The 19463-nt window shown below is 67.1% G+C and carries 19 protein-coding genes; 16 read left to right on the plus strand and 3 right to left on the minus strand.

Translation table 11 applies throughout. The features are described from left to right. Positions 1–226: 226 nt before the first annotated feature. Complete coding sequence (coq7, locus tag AX767_RS05895; protein WP_068629500.1) at positions 227–856, plus strand: 2-polyprenyl-3-methyl-6-methoxy-1,4-benzoquinone monooxygenase; 630 nt, start codon at positions 227–229, stop codon at positions 854–856. Between the two features lie 12 nt (positions 857–868). On the opposite strand, the gene AX767_RS05900 is transcribed toward coq7, so the two are convergent. Beyond that, a complete protein-coding gene (locus AX767_RS05900) occupies positions 869–1318 on the minus strand; it encodes an OsmC family protein (RefSeq protein ID WP_068629502.1) in 450 nt (149 codons plus the stop codon). Between the two features lie 237 nt (positions 1319–1555). On the opposite strand from AX767_RS05900, the gene ilvA reads away from it, so the two are divergent. Next, positions 1556–3100 carry a threonine ammonia-lyase, biosynthetic gene (ilvA, locus tag AX767_RS05905; protein WP_068629504.1) on the plus strand — a complete coding sequence of 515 codons (1545 nt, stop codon included), beginning with the start codon at positions 1556–1558 and terminating at the stop codon, positions 3098–3100. On the opposite strand, the gene AX767_RS05910 is transcribed toward ilvA, so the two are convergent. Continuing rightward, positions 3101–3580: a type II secretion system protein N gene (locus tag AX767_RS05910; protein ID WP_068629506.1), complete on the minus strand. Its 480-nt coding sequence runs from the start codon at positions 3578–3580 to the stop codon at positions 3101–3103. A gap of 22 nt (positions 3581–3602) precedes the next feature. On the opposite strand from AX767_RS05910, the gene gspG reads away from it, so the two are divergent. The 14 genes from gspG (at position 3603) to AX767_RS05980 (ending at position 18379) form a co-directional block, all read left to right on the plus strand. Then, positions 3603–4052 (plus strand): type II secretion system major pseudopilin GspG, encoded by a 450-nt coding sequence (gene gspG / locus AX767_RS05915; RefSeq protein ID WP_156480969.1) that lies wholly within the window; start codon positions 3603–3605, stop codon positions 4050–4052. Further along, positions 4027–4488: a prepilin-type N-terminal cleavage/methylation domain-containing protein gene (locus tag AX767_RS05920; protein ID WP_068629510.1), complete on the plus strand. Its 462-nt coding sequence runs from the start codon at positions 4027–4029 to the stop codon at positions 4486–4488. The genes gspG and AX767_RS05920 overlap by 26 nt, the downstream gene beginning before the upstream one ends. Further along, positions 4485–4859, plus strand: a complete 375-nt coding sequence (gene gspI / locus AX767_RS05925) for a type II secretion system minor pseudopilin GspI (protein WP_068629513.1) — start codon at positions 4485–4487, stop codon at positions 4857–4859. The genes AX767_RS05920 and gspI overlap by 4 nt, the downstream gene beginning before the upstream one ends. After that, positions 4859–5515 carry a PulJ/GspJ family protein gene (locus AX767_RS05930; protein WP_068629515.1) on the plus strand — a complete coding sequence of 219 codons (657 nt, stop codon included), beginning with the start codon at positions 4859–4861 and terminating at the stop codon, positions 5513–5515. The genes gspI and AX767_RS05930 overlap by 1 nt, the downstream gene beginning before the upstream one ends. Then, on the plus strand, positions 5512–6558 hold the full coding sequence (gene gspK, locus AX767_RS05935; protein ID WP_068629516.1) for a type II secretion system minor pseudopilin GspK: 1047 nt from the start codon (positions 5512–5514) through the stop codon (positions 6556–6558). The genes AX767_RS05930 and gspK overlap by 4 nt, the downstream gene beginning before the upstream one ends. A 138-nt stretch (positions 6559–6696) precedes the next feature. Continuing rightward, positions 6697–7902 carry a type II secretion system protein GspL gene (gene gspL / locus AX767_RS05940; RefSeq protein WP_068629518.1) on the plus strand — a complete coding sequence of 402 codons (1206 nt, stop codon included), beginning with the start codon at positions 6697–6699 and terminating at the stop codon, positions 7900–7902. Further along, a complete protein-coding gene (gene gspM / locus AX767_RS05945) occupies positions 7899–8432 on the plus strand; it encodes a type II secretion system protein GspM (RefSeq protein ID WP_068629521.1) in 534 nt (177 codons plus the stop codon). Before gspL ends, gspM begins: the two co-directional genes overlap by 4 nt. A gap of 24 nt (positions 8433–8456) precedes the next feature. Further along, entirely contained in the window at positions 8457–9254 is a 798-nt protein-coding gene (gene gspN, locus AX767_RS05950) for a type II secretion system protein N (protein ID WP_068629523.1), read from the plus strand. 4 nt (positions 9255–9258) lie between these two features. Then, positions 9259–11538 (plus strand): type II secretion system secretin GspD, encoded by a 2280-nt coding sequence (gspD, locus tag AX767_RS05955; protein ID WP_068629525.1) that lies wholly within the window; start codon positions 9259–9261, stop codon positions 11536–11538. A gap of 3 nt (positions 11539–11541) precedes the next feature. Then, positions 11542–12933: a GspE/PulE family protein gene (locus AX767_RS05960; protein WP_068629527.1), complete on the plus strand. Its 1392-nt coding sequence runs from the start codon at positions 11542–11544 to the stop codon at positions 12931–12933. Between the two features lie 19 nt (positions 12934–12952). Beyond that, a complete protein-coding gene (gene gspF, locus AX767_RS05965) occupies positions 12953–14185 on the plus strand; it encodes a type II secretion system inner membrane protein GspF (protein ID WP_068629530.1) in 1233 nt (410 codons plus the stop codon). 4 nt (positions 14186–14189) lie between these two features. Continuing rightward, the gene (locus AX767_RS05970; RefSeq protein WP_068629532.1) at positions 14190–15089 is read left to right on the plus strand and encodes a 5'-nucleotidase; all 900 of its coding nucleotides are present in this window, start codon (positions 14190–14192) and stop codon (positions 15087–15089) included. A 60-nt stretch (positions 15090–15149) separates the two neighbouring features. Beyond that, entirely contained in the window at positions 15150–16481 is a 1332-nt protein-coding gene (argG, locus tag AX767_RS05975) for an argininosuccinate synthase (protein WP_068629534.1), read from the plus strand. A gap of 95 nt (positions 16482–16576) precedes the next feature. Then, complete coding sequence (locus AX767_RS05980) at positions 16577–18379, plus strand: ABC transporter ATP-binding protein/permease (RefSeq protein WP_068629536.1); 1803 nt, start codon at positions 16577–16579, stop codon at positions 18377–18379. Between the two features lie 15 nt (positions 18380–18394). On the opposite strand, the gene AX767_RS21860 is transcribed toward AX767_RS05980, so the two are convergent. Then, entirely contained in the window at positions 18395–19369 is a 975-nt protein-coding gene (locus AX767_RS21860) for a hypothetical protein (RefSeq protein WP_068629538.1), read from the minus strand. Between the last annotated feature and the right edge of the window lie 94 nt (positions 19370–19463).

Below are 19463 nucleotides of genomic sequence, written 5' to 3' on the forward strand. Positions count from 1 at the left end.
GTGCACTTTTGTGTTCCCACCGGACCCCGGGCCAACCTCCTTTTGGGAAGTTGTTGCTATTGCACCAGAGGCATCGCGGCAGGGCAAAACAAATCGCCCGAAAAATCGGGTGTCCGGGGGCTTTCGTTGCACAGGTGCAACAAAGGCCGCGAGTGCGCCGAACGTCACAATATGTAAGGAAACCCGCTCCAGCCGCGGGGGGCGCGCAATACGTTCCAATCTCGCCATGAGTGCCCATTCAGACGTTTTGCTGGCGGCCGCCGATTCGGCGCTGCGTACCTTGTTCTCCCCTGCCCGCGCGACGCGCGCCATGCCCGCGGCCGAATCAGCGCCTTCTGCTCTGGCCGAGGCCGATCGCAGGGAGGCCGGGGCGTTGATGCGCGTCAACCATGTGGGCGAGGTATGCGCCCAGGCGCTCTACACAGCCCAGGCGGCTGTCACGCGCGATCCGAACCTTCGGGCGCATTTCGCCGAAGCGGCACGCGAAGAAACCGATCATCTGGCGTGGACGCAACAGCGCCTCGATGCGCTGGGCGCCCGGCCATCGCTCCTCAATCCGATTTGGTATGCGGGGGCGTTCGGCCTGGGATTGGTGGCAGGCCGGCTGGGCGATCGCTGGAGCCTGGGTTTCGTCGCCGAAACCGAAAAGCAGGTCGAAGCGCATCTGGACGGCCACCTGGACCGGCTGCCTGCCGGCGATACCGCCTCACGTGCGGTGATCGAACAAATGAAAGTCGATGAAGCGCGTCACGCGGCGCAGGCATGGAGCGCGGGTGCCAGGGAGTTGCCTCGGCCGGTCAAGGGCTTGATGCGGCTGGCGTCCCGCGTGATGACCACGGTCGCCCATCGCATCTGAGCCGCCCTGCGCTCAGAGATGGATCAGCTCGAAGCTGGTCGTGACCACGGCAGTCTTCGCCAACATGATCGTGGCGGAACAGTAGGTCTCGTGGCTGAGCGCAATGGCACGCTCGACCGCAGCTTCCGGAATGTTCTTGCCGGCCACCGTGAAATGAAGGTGGATTTTCGTGAACACCTTCGGGTCTTTTTCAGCCCTTTCGCTGGTCAGCTTGACGCTGCAGCGTTCGACCTGGTGACGCCCGCGCTTCAGGATCAGCACCACGTCGTAAGCCGTGCAGCCACCCGTCCCGGCGAGCACCGTTTCCATGGGCCGCGGCGCCAGATTGCGCCCACCGTTTTCCGGTTTGGCGGCGTCAGGCGCGCCGTCCATCGTGATCACATGGCCGCTGCCGGTTTCGGCGATAAAACCCATCGGCGATTCGGCGCCAACGCCGCCGGTCCAACTGACTGTGCATTCCATTTTTTTGCAGCCTTTAGTGCGCCTGGCAGCGGGGAAAAATCACGCCTCAAGCGCTTTGTGTGGGAAAAGCATCGCTGCTTGTTGCATTGCAGCAAACAGCCGATATACTTTATTTCATCGCACCTCAACGGGTGCACCGGTTGTCTCCTCCACCCTTCCAATTGGTGGATTTAGCCCCGAGTCGCAAGACTCGGGGCTTTTTTCTTGGGCAACTGCGGCGCCTATGATCGCGGCCCTATGTCTTCGCCCCTCACGCCTGCCGATTACCTGAAAAAGATCCTGACCGCGCGCGTCTACGACGTCGCGGTCGAATCGGCGCTCGAGCCGGCAACCGCGCTCAGCGCCCGCATCGGCAACACCGTGCTTCTCAAGCGCGAAGACCAGCAACCCGTGTTCAGCTTCAAGCTGCGCGGCGCGTACAACAAGATGGCGCAATTGACGCCCGAACAGCTGGCAGTCGGCGTGATCTGCGCGTCCGCCGGCAACCACGCGCAGGGCGTGGCGTTGAGCGCCCGCAAGCTGGGCGCCCGCGCCGTCGTGGTGATGCCCCTGACGACACCGCAGTTGAAGATCGACGCCGTGCGCGCGCTCGGCGGCGAAGTGCATCTGCACGGTGACAGCTATTCGGACGCCCACGTCTACGCGCTCGCGCAGCAGAAGCTGCACGGCATGACCTTCGTGCACCCGTTCGACGACCCGGACGTGATCGCCGGCCAGGGCACGGTCGCGATGGAAATATTGCGCCAGCACCAGGGTCCGCTCGATGCCGTGTTCGTCGCCATCGGCGGCGGTGGGCTCATCTCGGGCGTGGCCAACTACATCAAGGCCGTGCGTCCCGAGATCAAGGTGATCGGCGTTCAGATGAACGACTCCGACGCGATGATGCAATCGGTGGCGGCGAAGCAGCGGATCACGCTGCCCGACGTCGGCCTCTTTTCCGATGGCACGGCCGTCAAGCTGGTCGGCGAGGAAACCTTCCGCATCGCCAGCAACCTGGTCGACGAATTCATCACGGTCGACACCGATGCCGTGTGCGCCGGCATCAAGGATGTCTTCATCGACACCCGCAGCATCGTCGAGCCGGCCGGCGCGCTGGCGGTTGCCGCCATCAAGCAGTACGTGGACAAGCACCGCACGCGCGGCGAAACGTACGCGGCCATCCTGTGTGGCGCCAACATGAATTTCGATCGCCTGCGCTTCGTGGCCGAGCGTGCCGAAGTGGGTGAGGAGCGCGAAGCCCTCTTCGCCGTCACGATTCCCGAAGAGCGGGGCAGCTTTCGCCGCTTTTGCGAACTGGTCGGCGAACTACCGGGTGCGTCGCGCAACGTGACCGAGTTCAACTACCGCATCAGCGATTCGAAGTCGGCCCATGTGTTCGTCGGCCTCACGACGTCGACGCGCGGCGAGTCGAAGACGATCGCCGACACCTTCGTCGCGCACCGCTTCGCCACGATCGACCTCACGCACGACGAGCTGGCCAAGGAGCACATCCGCCACATGGTCGGTGGCCATACCGGGCTGGCGCAGGAAGAGCGTCTGTTGCGCTTCGTGTTCCCCGAGCGGCCGGGCGCGCTGCTCAAGTTCCTGAGCCTGCTGCGTCCGAACTGGAACATCAGCCTCTTTCACTACCGCAACCAGGGGGCCGACTACGGTCGCATCCTGGTCGGCCTGCAGGTGCCTGCGGCCGACAACGCGGTGTTCAACGAATTTCTGGAAACGCTCGGCTACCCGTACGTCGAAGAGACGAACAACCCGGTCTACAAGTTGTTCCTGCAGGCCTGATCAGGGCGCGCGCGGGGGGCCGGGAAGGGCCAGCGGGCGTGTCGGCAGCTGCAGCGTGAACGCCGGCGCCGAGCCGGCACTCGCGCCGAGGGTCGCGGCGCGCGTGGTCACCGACTGCAGCACGAAGTCATCGCTCAATTTGGCGCCGACACGAAACGGACGCGCCGCCTTTCCGTCGACCGCGATCAGCGCAGCGCCTTGCTGGTCGCTATCGGCGACCACCCCGAGCAGCACGAAGCGACTCGAAGCCTCGGGCGCGACCTTGGCTACCGTTTCGGCCGGCGTGCCGCCGAAGAAGCGCGACAGCACCACCGGATCGGGCGGGGCCGCCGGCGCGACGGTCACGGCGGGCGGCGCCAGCGAATCGGACGGCGACGAAAGCCGCAGGCCCCAGAACACCACACTGGCCGCCGCCAACGCCCACAACACCACGGTAGAAGCGGCAGCGGGCCAGCGTGCGGGAGCGTAAGGAAGTGCCATGGGGCCGCATTATCATCGGCCGATGATCCTCGCGCCCCGCCCGTCCCGTTCCTCCGCTCGCTCGCTGCGCCGCGGCTTCACGCTCATCGAGTTGATGGTGGTGCTGGTCATCATCGGCGTGTTGGCGGCGCTGATCGTGCCCAACGTGATTGGCCGTGCCGACGATGCCCGGGTGACAGCAGCCCGCACCGATGTCAACAACCTGATGCAGGCATTGAAGCTCTACCGCCTCGACAACCAGCGCTACCCGACCGGCGAGCAGGGCCTGCAGGCACTGCTCGCGAGGCCGACGTCCGGCCCCGCTGCGCCGAACTGGAAGCCCTATGTCGAGAAATTGCCGATGGACCCATGGGGCCATGCGTACCAGTACATGAACCCCGGCATCAAGGGCGAGATCGATGTGTTCTCGCTGGGTGCCGACGGTCAACCGGGTGGCGAGGGCAACAATGCGGATGTCGGCAGCTGGCAATAGAGGCTTCACGCTGCTGGAGCTGATCGTGGTGATCGCGATCGTCGCGCTGGCCACGGCCGGCGTCGGCCTCGCACTGCGCGACTCCGGGCAAGCCTCGCTCGACCGCGAAGCCGAACGGCTCGCCGCCCTCCTCGAATCGGCGCGCGCCCAGTCGCGCGCCAGCGGCATCGCGGTGCGTTTTCGCACCACGCCACAAGGGCCCGAATCGTTCGTGTTCGATGGCCTGCCGCCCGGCTCGCTGCCCGGCGCCTGGCTCAGCGGAGGAATGAGCGCACAGCCGATCGCGCCCGATGGCCGGGCCGCCGTGGCGCTGCTGCTGGGGCCGGACCCGATCATCGCCGCGCAGCAACTGTTGCTGACGGCTGAAGGTCCGCCGGCACGCACGCTGCGCATCGCGACCGACGGGTTGCGGCCGTTCGCGGTCGTCGCGCCGTGAAACCATTTCGCGCGCGCCGCGCCGCCGGCTTCACGCTGATCGAGGTGCTCATCGCGCTCGGTATCGTGGCCATCGCGTTGGCAGCCGGCACGCAGGCCACGTCGTCGCTGACCCGCAACGCACAGCGGCAATCCGATGTGATGCTGGCGCAGATCTGCGCGGAAAACGAGCTCGTCAAGGCACGGCTGGCCCGCGTGATGCCGGCGGTCGGCGAATCGGGCCTGGTGTGCACGCAGGCCAACACGCCTTTTGGCGTCACGGTGTCGACCACGGCCACGCTCAACCCGAACTTCCGGCGCATTGACGTGCAGGTGCGCGACGGCACCGAAGCCACGGTGCTGCGCATTTCCACCGTGGTGGGACGCTACTGATGCGCCGCGCCGCTTGCCCGCGCGGCTTCACGCTCATCGAACTGATGGTCGCGATCGCGGTGATGGCGCTGCTCGCGCTCATCAGCTGGCGCGGCCTCGACGGCATGAGCCGCGCGCAGACGCAGAACCGCGAACGCGGCGACGCGGTGCTCACGCTGCAAACCACGCTGTCGCAATGGACCGCGGACCTCGACGCGACGATTGCACTGGCCCAGACGCAGGCGATCGATTGGGATGGCCGCGTGCTGCGCCTGACGCGCCGCGGCCCCGACCTGACGCAGCCCGTCGTCTACGTGGTGGCCTGGACGCTGCGCCCCGGGGCCGATGGGCAGCTGCGCTGGTATCGCTGGCAATCGGCACCCTTCGTTTCGCGCGGAGAGTGGCGGCAGGCATGGGATCGCGCCACATCGTGGGCGCAAGACGGCGGCAGCGACGCGCGCGGCGCCGACACGCCGCTGATGCCGCTACAGGGCTGGCAGCTCGCCTACTTTCGCGACAACGGCTGGGGCCCCGCCGTCAGCGCCGAATCGCTCGGCGCCGACACGGCGATGCCCGACGGCGTGCGGCTGGTGCTCGATCTGCCACCCGGGCAGGCGCTCGCCGGACTGCTCACGCGCGACTGGATTCGCCCCACGGCGAACGTGCCGAAATCATGAGAGCCCGCTCTTTTCGTCGCCAGCGCGGCGCCGCCCTGCTGGCCGCCATGCTCATCGTTACGCTGGTGGCCACGTTCGCTGCCGCGGCCCTGTGGCAGCAGTGGCGCGCCGCCGAAGTGGAGGCCGCAGAACGGGGCCGCATGCAGTCGGCCTGGGTGTTGATCGGCGCCATCGACTGGTCGCGGCTCATCCTGCGCGAGGACGGACGTGCCGGCGGCCCCGACCATCTGGCTGAACCCTGGGCGATACCCCTCGAGGAAGCGCGCCTCTCCAGCTTTGTCGCTGCCGAGAAAAACGTGGCGAGCGATGCGCTCGAGGGGTTGCCCGATGCATTTCTGTCGGGCCGCATCGTCGATGCCCAGTCCAAGCTCAATGTCACAAATCTCATGTCCGGCGGAAAACCGGTCAAGACCGCCGTCGCCGCATTCACCAAGTTGTTCGAATTGCTCGGGCTGCCCGGGCAAGAGGTGGCAATCATGACAGCCAATCTCCAGCGCGCGTTGCCCGTGCAGGCCGTGACATCGCCGGCTGCTGCTGCCTCTGCGGGGGCTGGCGGGTTGAACACGCCGGTGGAGGCCGCGAGCACGGCCGCGGCAGCTGACGCGACCGGCCCCTTGCTCCCGCAGCAGACGACGCAGCTGGCCTGGCTCGGCCTGTCTTCCGCGACGATCTCGGCGATCGAACCCTATGTCACGATCCTGCCGGTCGGCACGCCGCTGAACCTGAACACGGCGAGTGCCGAGGCGATCTATGCCAGCGTGCCGGCATTGGACCTGGCCGGCGCCAAGCGCATCGTGGCGCAACGCACCCGCGGGCATTTCAAGGGCATCACCGACGCCAGCGCGCTTGTGCCTGACGCATCGAGCGGCTTCAACGACCTCCAGCACAGCATCAACACGCGCTTCTTCGAAGTTCATGGTCGGCTGCGGCTGGACCGCACCTGGGTCGAAGAACATTCGCTGCTGCGGCGGGACGGCCTGGACGTGCGCATCGTGTGGCGCAACCGTGGCGCAGGCGCCACGCCTTTGCCGCCCAAATCCTGAGGCCCGGCCTCACTGTCTTACTTATCAGTTAAAAAAGCCCGGAACGCCCGCCATCGTTGCCAGCACCGCTATCAATTGTGTAGCAACTGATTGCCGGCCCGCTCCTACAATGCTTCTCCTGTTTCAACCCGTCACTCCATGCCGTTGCTCGTCGTTGCCCCGCTACCGCCCGCCTCCGCTGGCAGCGACTACAGCTGGGCGGCCTGGACGACCGATGGCAGACGCCTGCGCCAGCAAGGGAGCGCCGTCCCGGCGCTGCTGCCGACCAGCCTGGAAGTGACCTTGTGCATTCCGGCGGCTGCGCTCTCGTGGCATCAGGTGACGCTGCCGCAAGGCAGCCTCGGCAGCGCGGTCCGGCTGCGCTCGGTGCTGAACGGCCTGCTCGAAGACCGGCTGCTCGATGAGCCCGAACTGCTGCATTTCGCACTGGAGCCCAGCGCGCGGGCAGGCACCCCCGTCTGGGTCGCGGCTTGCAACCGCATCTGGCTGCGCAGCGTGGCGCAGGCCATGGAGGGCGCAGGCCGACGCATCACCCGCATCGTTCCCGAGTTCACGCCCCAACCCGCAGGCTCGCCCCCGATGCTGGTCGCGACCGGCACGCCCGACACCGCGCAATTGACCGTTTGCGATGCGACCGGCGTCGCCGTGCTGCCGCTCACCAGCGCGAGCCTGGCGCTCATCGGCGGCCTGCCCGAGGGCGCGTCGGTCCTCGCCGAACCCGGCGTGGCCGCGCTGGCCGAAGCCCTCTTCAGCCCGCCGGTACCCATCGTCAAACCGGCAGCGCGCTGGCTTCAGGCGAGCCGTTCGCCATGGGATCTCGCGCAGTTCGATCTCGCTTCCACCGGTCGCGCCCGCGCCGGCAAGAAGTTCACCTCGATCGCGCAGTCGCTCTGGCGCGCGCCGCGCTGGCGGGCTGCCCGCTGGGGGGCGCTGGTGCTGGTGCTGGCGCAACTCGTCGGGCTCAACGCCTGGGCCTGGAAAGAGCGCAACGCACTCGAGGCCAAGCGCAACGCAGTGCGCGATGTGATGACACAAACATTCCCGTCGGTGCAGCCGGTGGTCGACGCACCGCTGCAGATGGCCCGCGAAGTCGCCGCGCTCCAGCAGGCGACCGGCGGCGTCACGAATGCCGATCTGGAGCCGATGCTCGGTGCGCTGGCGGCCAGCCTGCCGGCCGGGCGTTCGCCCAGCGCGGTCGACTACAGCGCGGGCCAGTTGCGGCTGCGCGGCCTCGGGATCCAGCCGTCTGACGAATCCGCGCTCGCCGCGACGCTTTCGGCGCGCGGTTACAGCGCACGCGTCGAAGGCGACCTGCTGCTGGTGCAGGCGGAGGCGACGCGATGAAAATTTTCAACGCCATCGAAGACCGCTGGCAGGCCTGGTGGCCCGAACTCGCGCCGCGCGAGCAGCGCATGGTCCTGATCGCGGCGCTGCTGGTCGGGGCTGCGCTGCTGTGGTGGGTCGCGCTGGCGCCTGCGCTGCGCACGCTCAATGCGGCGCCGGCCGAACACGCGAAGCTCGATGCGCAACTGCAGCAGATGACCGCGCTGCAAACCCAGGCCAGGGCATTGCAGTCGCAGCCGCGCGCAAGTCGCGACGACGCGTTGCGCGCCCTCGAAACCTCGGTGCGCCAAAGCTTCGGCGCCAATGCGCAGCTGCAGACCATCGGCGCCAACGAGGGCGTCAACGTCCAGATGCGGGCGGCACCCGCCGACGCGCTGGCGCAGTGGTTCAGCCAGGCGCGCAGCAATGCGCGCGCGGTGCCGCGCGAAGCGCACCTCACGCGATCGCAGAACGCCTCCGGCGCCGGCCCGACCGACGCAGCCAAGGTGCGCTGGGATGGCACGCTGGTCATGAATCTACCCACACGCTGATCGCGTATTCACCCTGTCCATTCCATGGCCCGACGCCCTCCCCCTCCCGATACCGCTGCCTTCGGCTGGCGCTGGGCGCTCGTCGGCGGCCTGTTGGGCGTGGTGCTCGCCACCGCCGTCTTCGCGCCGGCGCGCTGGCTTGCCAGCAGCCTGGCGCAGTGGAGCAACGGCCATCTGCAACTGGTCAATCCGCGCGGCACCGTCTGGAACGGCAGTGCTGGCCTGGTGCTGTCGAGCGGCGGCGGCGGTGCCGAATCCATCTCGCTGCCGGGCCATCTCGACTGGGCGCTGCGGCCGCGCTGGAACAGCGTCGCGGCGGCGCTGCGCATTCCGTGTTGCGCAACGCAACCCGTGCAGTTCACGGCGAGTCCGCGCGCCGGGGGTCTGCGTCTGGACTGGCAAGACAGCCAGTCGCGTTGGCCGGCGGCGTTGCTGGGCGGGTTCGGTGCGCCGTGGAACACCCTCAAGCCCGAAGGCGTGCTCGACCTGTCGACCCAGGCCTGGTCGATCGAATTCGACGGCCCGAAACTCGTGATGGCCGGGCGCGCCGCGCTCGATGCCACCGACATGTCATCGAGTCTGTCGACCTTGCGCCCCATGGGCAGCTACCGGCTCACACTCGACGGCGGCCCCGCGCCGACATTGCTGCTCACCACGCGCGAAGGCAGCCTGCAACTCAGCGGCAGCGGCCGCTGGAACGGCCGCGGCTTCCGCTTCGACGGTGAGGCCAGTGCGGCCCCGGGCCGCGAAGAAGCACTCTCGAATTTGTTGAACATCATCGGACGGCGCAACGGCGCGCGTTCGCTCATCACCCTGGGCTGACACCATGAAGCATTTGTCTTCGCACGGCGTTCGGATCGGTCTGGTTGCACTGGCAACGCAGATCCTGATCGCGACCTGCATTCCTTCCGCCTTCGCGCAAGACGCCGCCGCACCGCGCCGCGGCGAACCGATCACGCTCAATTTCAGCAACGCAGAGATCGAATCCGTCGCACGCACGATGGCCGTGATCACCGGGCGCGACGTGGTGGTCGATCCCCGCGTGAAGGGCACGATGAACCTGCAGACCGATCGCGCCATCGCGCCGGCCGCAGCCTTCAACCAGTTCGCTGCGGCGCTGCGTCTGCAGGGCTTCGCGGTGGTGCAGGCCGACGGCCTCTACAAGATCCTGCCCGAAGCCGATGCGAAGCTGCAAAGCAGTGCCGTGACCACGTCGACCAGCGCCACTGGCTCGCTGTCGGGCAACCAGATCGTCACGCAGGTGTTCAAGCTGAACTACGAATCGGCCAACAACCTGCTGCCGGTGCTGCGTCCGCTGATCGCACCGAACAACACGATCAACGTGAACCCCGGCAACAACTCGCTGGTCATCACCGACTACGCCGAAAACATGCGCCGCCTTGCGCGCATCGTGGCCTCGCTCGACGTGCCCAACGCGTCGGACATCGAGGTGATCCAGCTCAAGCATTCGGTCGCGACCGACATGGTGCCGCTGGTCAATCGGCTGCTCGAGGGCAGCGGCGCGAGCGGGACCGGCCCTGCCGGTACCGCGGATGCGTCCTACCGCACCACGCTGCTCGCCGAACCGCGCAGCAACGCGCTCATCTTGCGTGCTGCCAACCCGGCACGTGCCCAGCTGGTGCGCACGCTGGTCGACCGCCTCGACCGCGCGCCGGTCGAGGGCGGCAACGGCGCTTCCGGAAACATCTATGTCGTCTACCTGAAGAACTCCGACGCGGTGAAGCTCGCCGCGACGCTGCGTGCAGCGATGTCGAGCGAGGCCCGCGGCGGCAGCGCGGCAGGCGCGGCGTTCCCCAATTCGACGGGCACCCCGCCGGTGTCGCAGGTGCAGCCGGTCCAGAACGGGCTGGGCAACTCGGCGGCCAACACGCCGCTCAACAACGCCAACCAGCCCTCGACCGGCGGCCAGATCCAGGCCGATCCGTCGACCAACTCGCTGATCATCACGGCCGCAGAGCCGCAATACCGTCAGATTCGCGCCGTGATCGACAAGCTCGACAGCCGGCGCGCGCAGGTGATGATCGAAGCGCTCATCGTCGAGGTGAACGCCACCAAGGCCGCGAGCTTCGGCGTGCAGTGGCAAACCGCGCTGGGCAACAACGCGGTCGCCGGCACCAACTCATCGCTGAGCGGCGCGAACATCCTGGCCTTGACGCAGGCCATCGCTGCCAGGAATCCGGCTGGCATCCAGCTCGGCTCCGGCCTGAACCTCGGCATCGCCGGCAAGATCGGGGGGCAGTACATCCTCGGCGCGATCGCCAACTTCTTCAGCAACGACAACGACGCCAATGTGCTGTCGACCCCCAACCTGCTCACGCTGGACAACGAAGAAGCCAAGATCGTCATCGGCCAGAACGTGCCTTTTCCGACGGGGTCGTACGCGAGCACCAACGGCAACACGTCGTCGATCAATCCGTTCACCACGGTCGAGCGCAAAGACGTGGGCCTCACGCTGCGCGTGCGTCCGCAGATCAACGAGAACGGCACCGTGAAGATGGTCATCTTCCAGGAGATCTCGAATGTCGCCGCGGGCACGCTCACCGATCCGAACGGCCCGACCACCAACAAGCGTTCGCTCGAATCCAGCGTGCTGGTCGAAGACGGCGGGCTCGTGATGCTCGGCGGCCTGCTGTCGGACACCTATGGCACCGCCACCGACAAGGTGCCGCTCGCAGGCGACATCCCGATCCTCGGCAACCTGTTCAAGAGCGAGACGCGCTCGCGCGTCAAGAACAACCTCATGATGTTCTTGCGACCCGTCGTCATGCGCGATGGCGCCGCCACCGAATCGTTCGCCACCGGCCGTTACGACGAAATCCGTGCGATGCAGATTCGCACCCAGCCGAACACCGACAACGTCATGCTGCGCGGCGTGGATGCGGCGCCCGTGCTGCCCGAAGTTCCGACCCTCGGCGCCAGCACCCGCAGCGGCAACGCGGACGCCGGCAACCTCCGGATGGAGGGCACGCAACTCATTCCGCAACCCAACGCCACCTTCAACAATCGCGCTCCAGCGCCGCGCGTGGGCCTGCGCGGGGCCTTCCCACCCTCGGCCGATCCGTCGAGCGCGAAAGAGTTGCCCTAAGCGATGCGCTATCCCCTGCCCTACGCGTTCGCGCGCGGCCAGCAATTGCTGCTCGAAGAAGCGGACGACGGCCACTTCACTTTGTGGATGCCGCAGACGCCGCCGCGCAGCGCGGTCGGCGAGGTGATGCGCAAGTACACCGTCAAGTCGTTCGAGGCTCTGCCGCCGGCGCAGCTGGCGCAGCGCATCAGCGCGGCCTATGCACAGGGCGAGTCGAACGCCGCCGCCGTGGTGAGCGAGGTGCAGAGCGACGCCGACCTGACGCGGATGATGCAGGAGTTGCCCGCGGTCGAAGACTTGCTCGAGAGCGCCGGCGACGCACCGATCATCCGCATGCTGAACGCACTGCTCACGCAGGCCGCGCGGGACGGCGCCAGCGACATCCACATCGAACCGTACGAGCGGACCTCGTCGGTGCGCTTTCGCATTGACGGCACGCTGCGCGAAGTGGTGCAGCCCAACCGGGCGCTGCACGCCGCGTTGATCTCGCGGCTGAAGATCATGGCCGACCTCGACATCGCCGAGAAGCGGCTGCCGCAGGATGGCCGCATCAGCCTGCGCATCGGCACGCGCGCGGTCGACGTGCGGGTGTCGACGCTGCCGTCGGCGCACGGTGAACGCGCGGTGCTGCGGCTGCTCGACAAGACCGAAAGCAAGCTCACGCTCGAAGCCGTCGGCATGCAGGGCGGCACGCTGTCGCGCTTCGAAAAACTGATCCAGCAGCCGCACGGCATCATTCTGGTCACCGGGCCGACCGGCTCGGGCAAGACGACCACGCTGTATGCGGCGCTCGGCCGGCTCGATGCAGGTCGCAGCAACATCATGACGGTCGAGGACCCGATCGAATACGAGCTGGCAGGCGTCGGCCAGACGCAGGTCAACGCCAAGATCGAACTGACTTTTGCCAAGGCCTTGCGCGCGATCCTCCGGCAAGACCCCGACGTGATCATGATCGGCGAGATCCGCGATTTCGAGACCGCGCAGATCGCGATCCAGGCCTCGCTCACCGGCCATCTCGTGCTCGCGACCCTGCACACCAACGACTCGGTGAGCGCGGTGACACGGCTCACCGACATGGGCGTCGAGCCCTTTCTTTTGAGTTCGTCGCTGCTCGGTGTGCTGGCGCAGCGGCTGGTGCGCAAGCTCTGCACCGCCTGCACCGGCGCCGGCTGCGACGTCTGCGGCCAGACCGGCTACCAGGGCCGCACCGGCATCTTCGAACTGCTGGTCGCCGACGAAGCGGTGCAAGGATTGATCCACGGTCGCGCCTCCGAAGCCCAGCTGCTGACCGCTGCCGAGCAAGGCGGCCTGCGCTCGATGCGCGAAGACGGCGAACGCCTGGTCGACGGCGGCATCACCTCGCGTGCCGAATTGCTCCGCGTGACACGGGACTGAGCGAAACTGCGCGTTCGCCATGCCCGCCTACTCCTTCGACGCCATCGATCAAGAGGGTCACGCCCGCAAAGGCGTGCTCGAAGCGGACACCGCGCGCGGTGCCCGCGGATTGTTGCGTGCCCAAGCCCTCATTCCGCTGTCGGTCACGCTGGTGGGCAGCGGGGGCGTGGATGCGCCGGCCGCAGGCGGCTGGCGCCGTGCGCTCGGCGTCGGGCGCGTCTTCAATTCGACCGGCCTCGCCGTGTGGACGCGGCAGCTCGCCGGGCTCGTATCGTCCGGCCTGCCGCTGGAGCGCGCCTTGACGGCGCTCACCGACGAAGCCGAGACGGTGGGCCAGCGCAACCTGGTCGCATCGCTGCGCGCGGAAGTCAACGGCGGCTCGCCGTTCGCGCGTGCGTTGTCGCAGCATCCGCAGGAGTTCTCCGCGATCTACACCGCCGTGATCGGCGCGGGCGAACAGACCGGCAACCTCGGCATGGTCCTGGAAAGCCTGGCCGACGACCTTGAGCAGCGCATGGCGTTGCAGCAGAAACTGGTGGGCGCGGCGCTCTACCCGGCCATCGTCACGCTGGTGGCAATCGTCATCGTGGTCTTTCTCGTGAGCTACGTCGTGCCGCAGGTGGCCAACGTGTTCGCGGGCACCAAGCGCGCGCTGCCCTTCCTCACCGTGGCGATGCTGGCGATCAGCGCGTTCGTGCGCAACTACGGCTGGCTGATGCTGATCGGCATCGTGGTGGCAGCCGTCGGCGCGCGCGTGGCGCTCTCGACCGCCACCTTCCGCCTGAAGTTCGACGCCGCCTGGCTCAACCTGCCGTTGGTCGGCAAGCTGGCGCGCCAGTACAACGCAGCGCGTTTTGCCAGCACGCTGGCGATGCTCGCGACGGCAGGCGTGCCGATCCTGCGCGCCCTGCAGGCCGCTTCCGAAACACTGAGCAACCAGGCGATGCGCGCCGATGCGCTCGATGCGCTGGTGCTGGTGCGCGAAGGCGCGCCGCTCGCCTCCGCGCTCGCGCAAAAGAAGCGCTTTCCGGGGTTGGTCTCGATGTTCGCGCGCCTTGGCGAGCAGACCGGCACGCTGCCGCTGATGCTGCAGCGCGCGGCCAACCAGCTCGGCGCCGAAGTGCAGCGCCGCGCGATGCACCTGGCCACCATCCTGGAACCGCTGCTCATCGTGGCGATGGGCGGCGTGGTCATGCTGATCGTGCTCGCGGTGCTGATGCCGATCATCCAGTTGAACCAGTTCGTGAAGTAGCGCCATGGCCGTCTCCCTCGACAACAAGCTCGTCGTCGCGATCTCCTCGCGCGCCCTCTTCAATCTCGAAGAAGAAAACAAGCTGTTCGATTCCGGCGATGCCGAGGGCTACATGAAGCTGCAGTTCGAGCGGCTCAACGTGCCTGCGCAGCCCGGCATCGCGTATTCGCTGGTGCAGAAGCTCTTGCGCTTCAACGGCGACGGGGTCGAGCGCGTGGAGGTGGTGATCCTGTCGCGCAACGATCCGGTCTCGGGCATGCGCATCTTCAAGTCGAGCGTGGCAGCCGACATCAAGCTGCAGCGCGGCGTGTTCACGCAGGGGCGTCCGCCCTACGGCTACCTCCGGCCGCTGGGCGCGCACCTGTTCCTGTCGGTCAACGCCGAAGACGTGCGCGAAGCACTGGTCGCCGGCTTCCCCGCGGCACGCGTGCTGGTCGAGTCGGTGAAGGCGAGCGACGCCTATCCAAACGAGGTGCGCATCGCCTTCGACGGCGACGCGGTACTGTTCAGCGACGAGGCCGAGCGCGTGTTCCAGGCCGAAGGGCTCGACGCGTTCCAGGCGCACGAGTCGAGCAAGGCCGAATTGCCGCTGCCTGAAGGCCCGTTCAAGCCATTGCTCGCGGCCTTGCACCGCCTCCAGCAGGCGGGCAATGCCGACATGCGCATCCGCACCGCGCTGGTCACCGCGCGCAGCGCGCCGGCCCACGAGCGCGCGATCCGCACGCTCATGAAATGGAATATCCGGGTCGACGAGGCGATGTTCCTCGGCGGCTTGCCGAAAGGCGAGTTCCTTCGCGAATTCGAGCCCGACTTCTTCTTCGATGACCAGACCGGTCACGTCGATGCGGCAGCGCGTCACGTGCCTTCGGGCCACGTCTCCAGCGGCGTCAGCAATCCGCGCTGAAAAAGCGCCGAAAATAGCGCTCTCCCGTTTTCTTCCTGCGTGCTTCGGCACCCACGCTCCATGTCCACCATCCTCCAGCACCTCCCCTCCGGCCAGAAGGTCGGCATCGCCTTCTCCGGCGGCCTCGACACCAGCGCCGCGCTGCTCTGGATGAAGCAGAAGGGCGCGTTGCCCTACGCCTACACCGCCAACCTCGGCCAGCCCGACGAGCCGGACTACGAAGAGATCCCGCGCAAGGCGATGGAATACGGCGCGATCCAGGCCCGACTCGTCGATTGCCGCGCGCAGCTGGTCAACGAAGGCATCGCCGCGCTGCAGGCCGGCGCCTTCCATATTTCGACCGCCGGCGTCACCTACTTCAACACCACGCCCATCGGCCGCGCCGTGACCGGCACCATGCTGGTGGCAGCCATGAAGGAAGACGACGTCAACATCTGGGGCGACGGCAGCACCTTCAAGGGCAACGACATCGAGCGCTTCTACCGATACGGCCTGCTCACCAACCCGTCGCTCAAGATCTACAAGCCGTGGCTCGACCAGCTCTTCATCGACGAGCTGGGCGGCCGCGCGGAGATGTCGGCGTTCATGACGCAGCACGGCTTCGGCTACAAGATGTCGGCCGAAAAGGCCTACTCCACCGACTCCAACATGCTGGGTGCGACGCACGAGGCGAAAGACCTCGAGCTGCTGAGCAGCGGCATGAAGATCGTGCAGCCGATCATGGGCGTGGCCTTCTGGAAGGACGATGTCGTCGTCAAGACCGAAGAAGTCTCGGTGCGCTTCGAAGAAGGCATGCCGGTCGCGCTGAACGGCCAGACCTTCGCCAACCCGGTCGACCTGCTGATGGAAGCCAACCGCATCGGCGGGCGCCACGGCCTGGGCATGAGCGACCAGATCGAGAACCGCATCATCGAAGCCAAAAGCCGCGGCATCTACGAGGCGCCCGGCCTGGCGCTGCTGTTCATCGCCTACGAGCGCCTCGTCACCGGCATCCACAACGAAGACACGATCGAGCAGTACCGCATGAACGGCCTGAAGCTCGGCCGCCTGCTCTACCAGGGGCGTTGGTTCGACCCGCAGGCCATCATGCTGCGCGAGACGGCGCAGCGCTGGATCGCCAGCGCGATCACCGGCGAGGTCACGATCGAGCTGCGCCGCGGCAACGACTACTCGCTGCTCAACACCGATTCGCCCAACCTCACCTACAAGCCCGAGCGCTTGTCGATGGAGAAGGTGGAAGACGCGCCCTTCTCGCCAGCCGACCGCATCGGCCAGCTCACGATGCGCAACCTCGACATCGTCGACACGCGCGAAAAACTCATGACGTACACGAAGACCGGCCTGCTGGCGCCGGGCTCGACGCCGGTGCTGCCCAAACCCAAGGACGACTGAGGCGCACGGGTTTCAGCGTCGCCTAAGGCTGGGCAGGCCGGCGACGCTACGATGACCGCCATGCGCGCGCTGGGCGCGCTCCACGATGGCGGTCCATGTCTTCTTCAGCCCTTGCAGATTCCTCAGCCGCACCCGCGCCCGCGCGGTCGTTTCTCGACACGCTGCGCCGCATCGGCCGGCTCGCGGCGCCCTACTTCCGCTCCGACGAGAAATGGAAGGCGCGGGCGCTGCTCATCGCGATCGTCGCGCTCAACCTCGGCTATGTGTACGTGGCCGTGCTCGGCAACCAGTGGTACGGGCGCTTCTACGACGCGCTGCAAAACAAGGACGCCGCGGTGTTCTGGCGCGAAATCGGCGTGTTCGGCTGGATCGCCTTCGCGAACATCGCGGTGCAGGTGGTCAAGTTCTACCTGACGCAGCTGCTGCAGGTGCGCTGGCGCGCCTGGATGACGCGCAGCTACCTGAGCCGCTGGCTGGCCGACAAGACCTTCTATCACCTGGAACTCGCCCGCTACCGGACCGGCACGGGCGCCACGCCCGACAACCCCGACCAGCGCATCCAGGAAGACATGCAGCTCTTCACCGACTACACGGTGACGCTGTCGATGGGCCTGCTGAACGCGGTGGTGACACTGCTGAGCTTCATCGGCATCCTGTGGGCGCTGTCGGGCGTGGTGCCCGTCACGCTGGGCGGAAGCACCTACAACGTGGTGGGTTCGATGGTGTGGATCGCGTTGGTCTACTGCATCGTCGGTACCGTGATCACCCACTACATCGGCCGGCCGCTGATCGGCCTCAATTTTCGCCAGCAGCGCTTCGAAGCCGACTTCCGGCACCACCTCGTGCGGGTGCGTGAATACAGCGAAGCGATTGCGCTCGACAACGGCGAGCCGGTCGAACACCGGCAGCTCGACACGCGCTTCGGCAGCGTGCTGAAGAACTACCTGCAGCTCATCAAGCAGCAGAAGAACCTCGTGGGTTTCACCTCGTTCTTCGGACAGGCCGCGGTGATTTTTCCGTTCATCGTGGCCGCGCCGCGCTTCTTTTCCGGCGCGATCCAGCTGGGTCAGCTGATGCAGATCTCGTCGGCCTTTGGCAAGGTGCAGGACTCGCTCAGCTGGTTCGTCGACAACTACGACCGCGTGGCGGTGTGGCGCGCCACCACCGACCGGCTGACCAGCTTCGACGACGCGATGCGGGCCCATGCCGAAACGAAGATCGAGTTGGCGCGCACGCCGTCCGCACAGCTGCAAAGCGACGACCTGACGGTCGCCTTGCCCGATGGCCAGGTGCTGCTGGCCGACACGGCGCTTGCGGTGCATCCCGGCGACACGGTGCTGCTCCAGGGCCCGTCGGGCAGTGGCAAGTCGACCCTGTTCCGCTCGTTCGCCGGCATCTGGCCTTTCGCGCGCGGGCATGTGACGGTGCCGGGCAACGCGATGTTCATTCCGCAGCGCCCGTATGTGCCGGACGGCACGTTGCGCGACGCGTTGGCCTATCCGAATCCGACGTCCGACTACAGCGACGAGGCGCTCAAGCAGGCGCTGACCGACGCGCTGCTGCCGCAGCTTGCAAGCCGCCTGGACGACAGCGACGCCTGGAGCCAGAAGCTGTCGGGCGGCGAGCAGCAGCGCCTCGCGATCGCCCGGGTGTTGCTCAAGAAACCGATGTGGCTCTTCGCCGACGAGGCGACCAGCGCACTCGATGCAGCGGCCGAGAACACCTTGTACAAGCGACTCGCCGCGTCCGTGCAATCGGCGGGCGGCGCGATGGTGTCGATTGCGCACCGGGCGGCGGTCGCAGAACACCACCGCCAACGCTGGGTGCTGGTGCCGCAGCCCGAGGGCGGACCGGCCCGCTACACGCTCAGCAAGGAAAGCGCGCCCGCCTCGGCTTGATCGCTGGGCCGGGCCTCAGTTCGGCACGAAGGCCCGAAAGCGCTCCACGATCATCTCGTACGGCTTGTTCTTGCCGTGACTCTGCGCATCGAGCAGCAGGTAGAAATTCTGCTTTCGTGCGACCTCGGGCACAAAAGGCGCGCCCGCCTCGTTGATGTACTGGCCGTCCAGCCACCAGGTGACCTTGAGCGTCTTGGGGTCGAACGCGGCGGCGAAGTTGTGCGTTTTGCTCCGATCGAGCGCCGCCGGGCCGAGCACCTGATAAGGATTGCGGTTCGACGCGTAATTCGGCCAGACGCCCGTCCAGCTGTGCACCGTGCCGAGCCAGCCCGGTGCGTAGCCGCCCTCGTCGACGTCGAGCTCCATCCACCGCTCGAAGCCCGGCGGGTCACCGGGGTACTTGTCGTCCTGCTTGCCGTTGTGCTCGATCGGCATCACCCACACGGCCGGGAAGTAGTCGGGATCGTTGCCCGACAAACGAACGTCGAATTCCACATAGAACCCCGCACTGCCCGGCAACAGCGGCAAGGCGCCGGTGCCATCCAGCGGCGACACCGTGGCCACGCCAGCGCCCTGCCGAATGATCAACGCGTTCCCGGTGGTGCCGTAAGCGCCGGGTGCGGCACGGTTGTTGGACCACCAATGGCCGTCGTACAGCGGGAATTTGCCCTTGCCGTCCAGAGAGACTTGCGCAGCCGTCGGGCAGGTGTTGATCACATTCTTCGTATAGCCGAGCGCGCGCGCGCCTGAAGGAATGTCGGTGGCTGCACACGCGCCCGTGCCGACGGCGGCCGGCTGGATGGCCGTTGCGGCCGAAGCCGGCGCCGCGGCTGGCGCCGGTGCCGCGGCCGGGGCGGGTGCCGGGGCGGGTGTCGCGGCCGCTGTGGCGGGCGCAGGGGCAGGCGCGATGAGCCCGACGGGGAAGCCGGATGAGCCGCCACCGCCCCCCCCACCACCGCAAGCGGTCAGAACAATGCCGAGCGAAGCCATGGGGAAAACCAGCCGAGACGATCGCATAAAACTCCAGTTGATGCATGCACCCTTTTGACTTACAGGTCAGGGTTTCAGTGAAAAGGTGTAGGAC

It is taken from the genome of Variovorax sp. PAMC 28711 (assembly GCF_001577265.1).
Lineage (GTDB): Bacteria > Pseudomonadota > Gammaproteobacteria > Burkholderiales > Burkholderiaceae_C > Variovorax.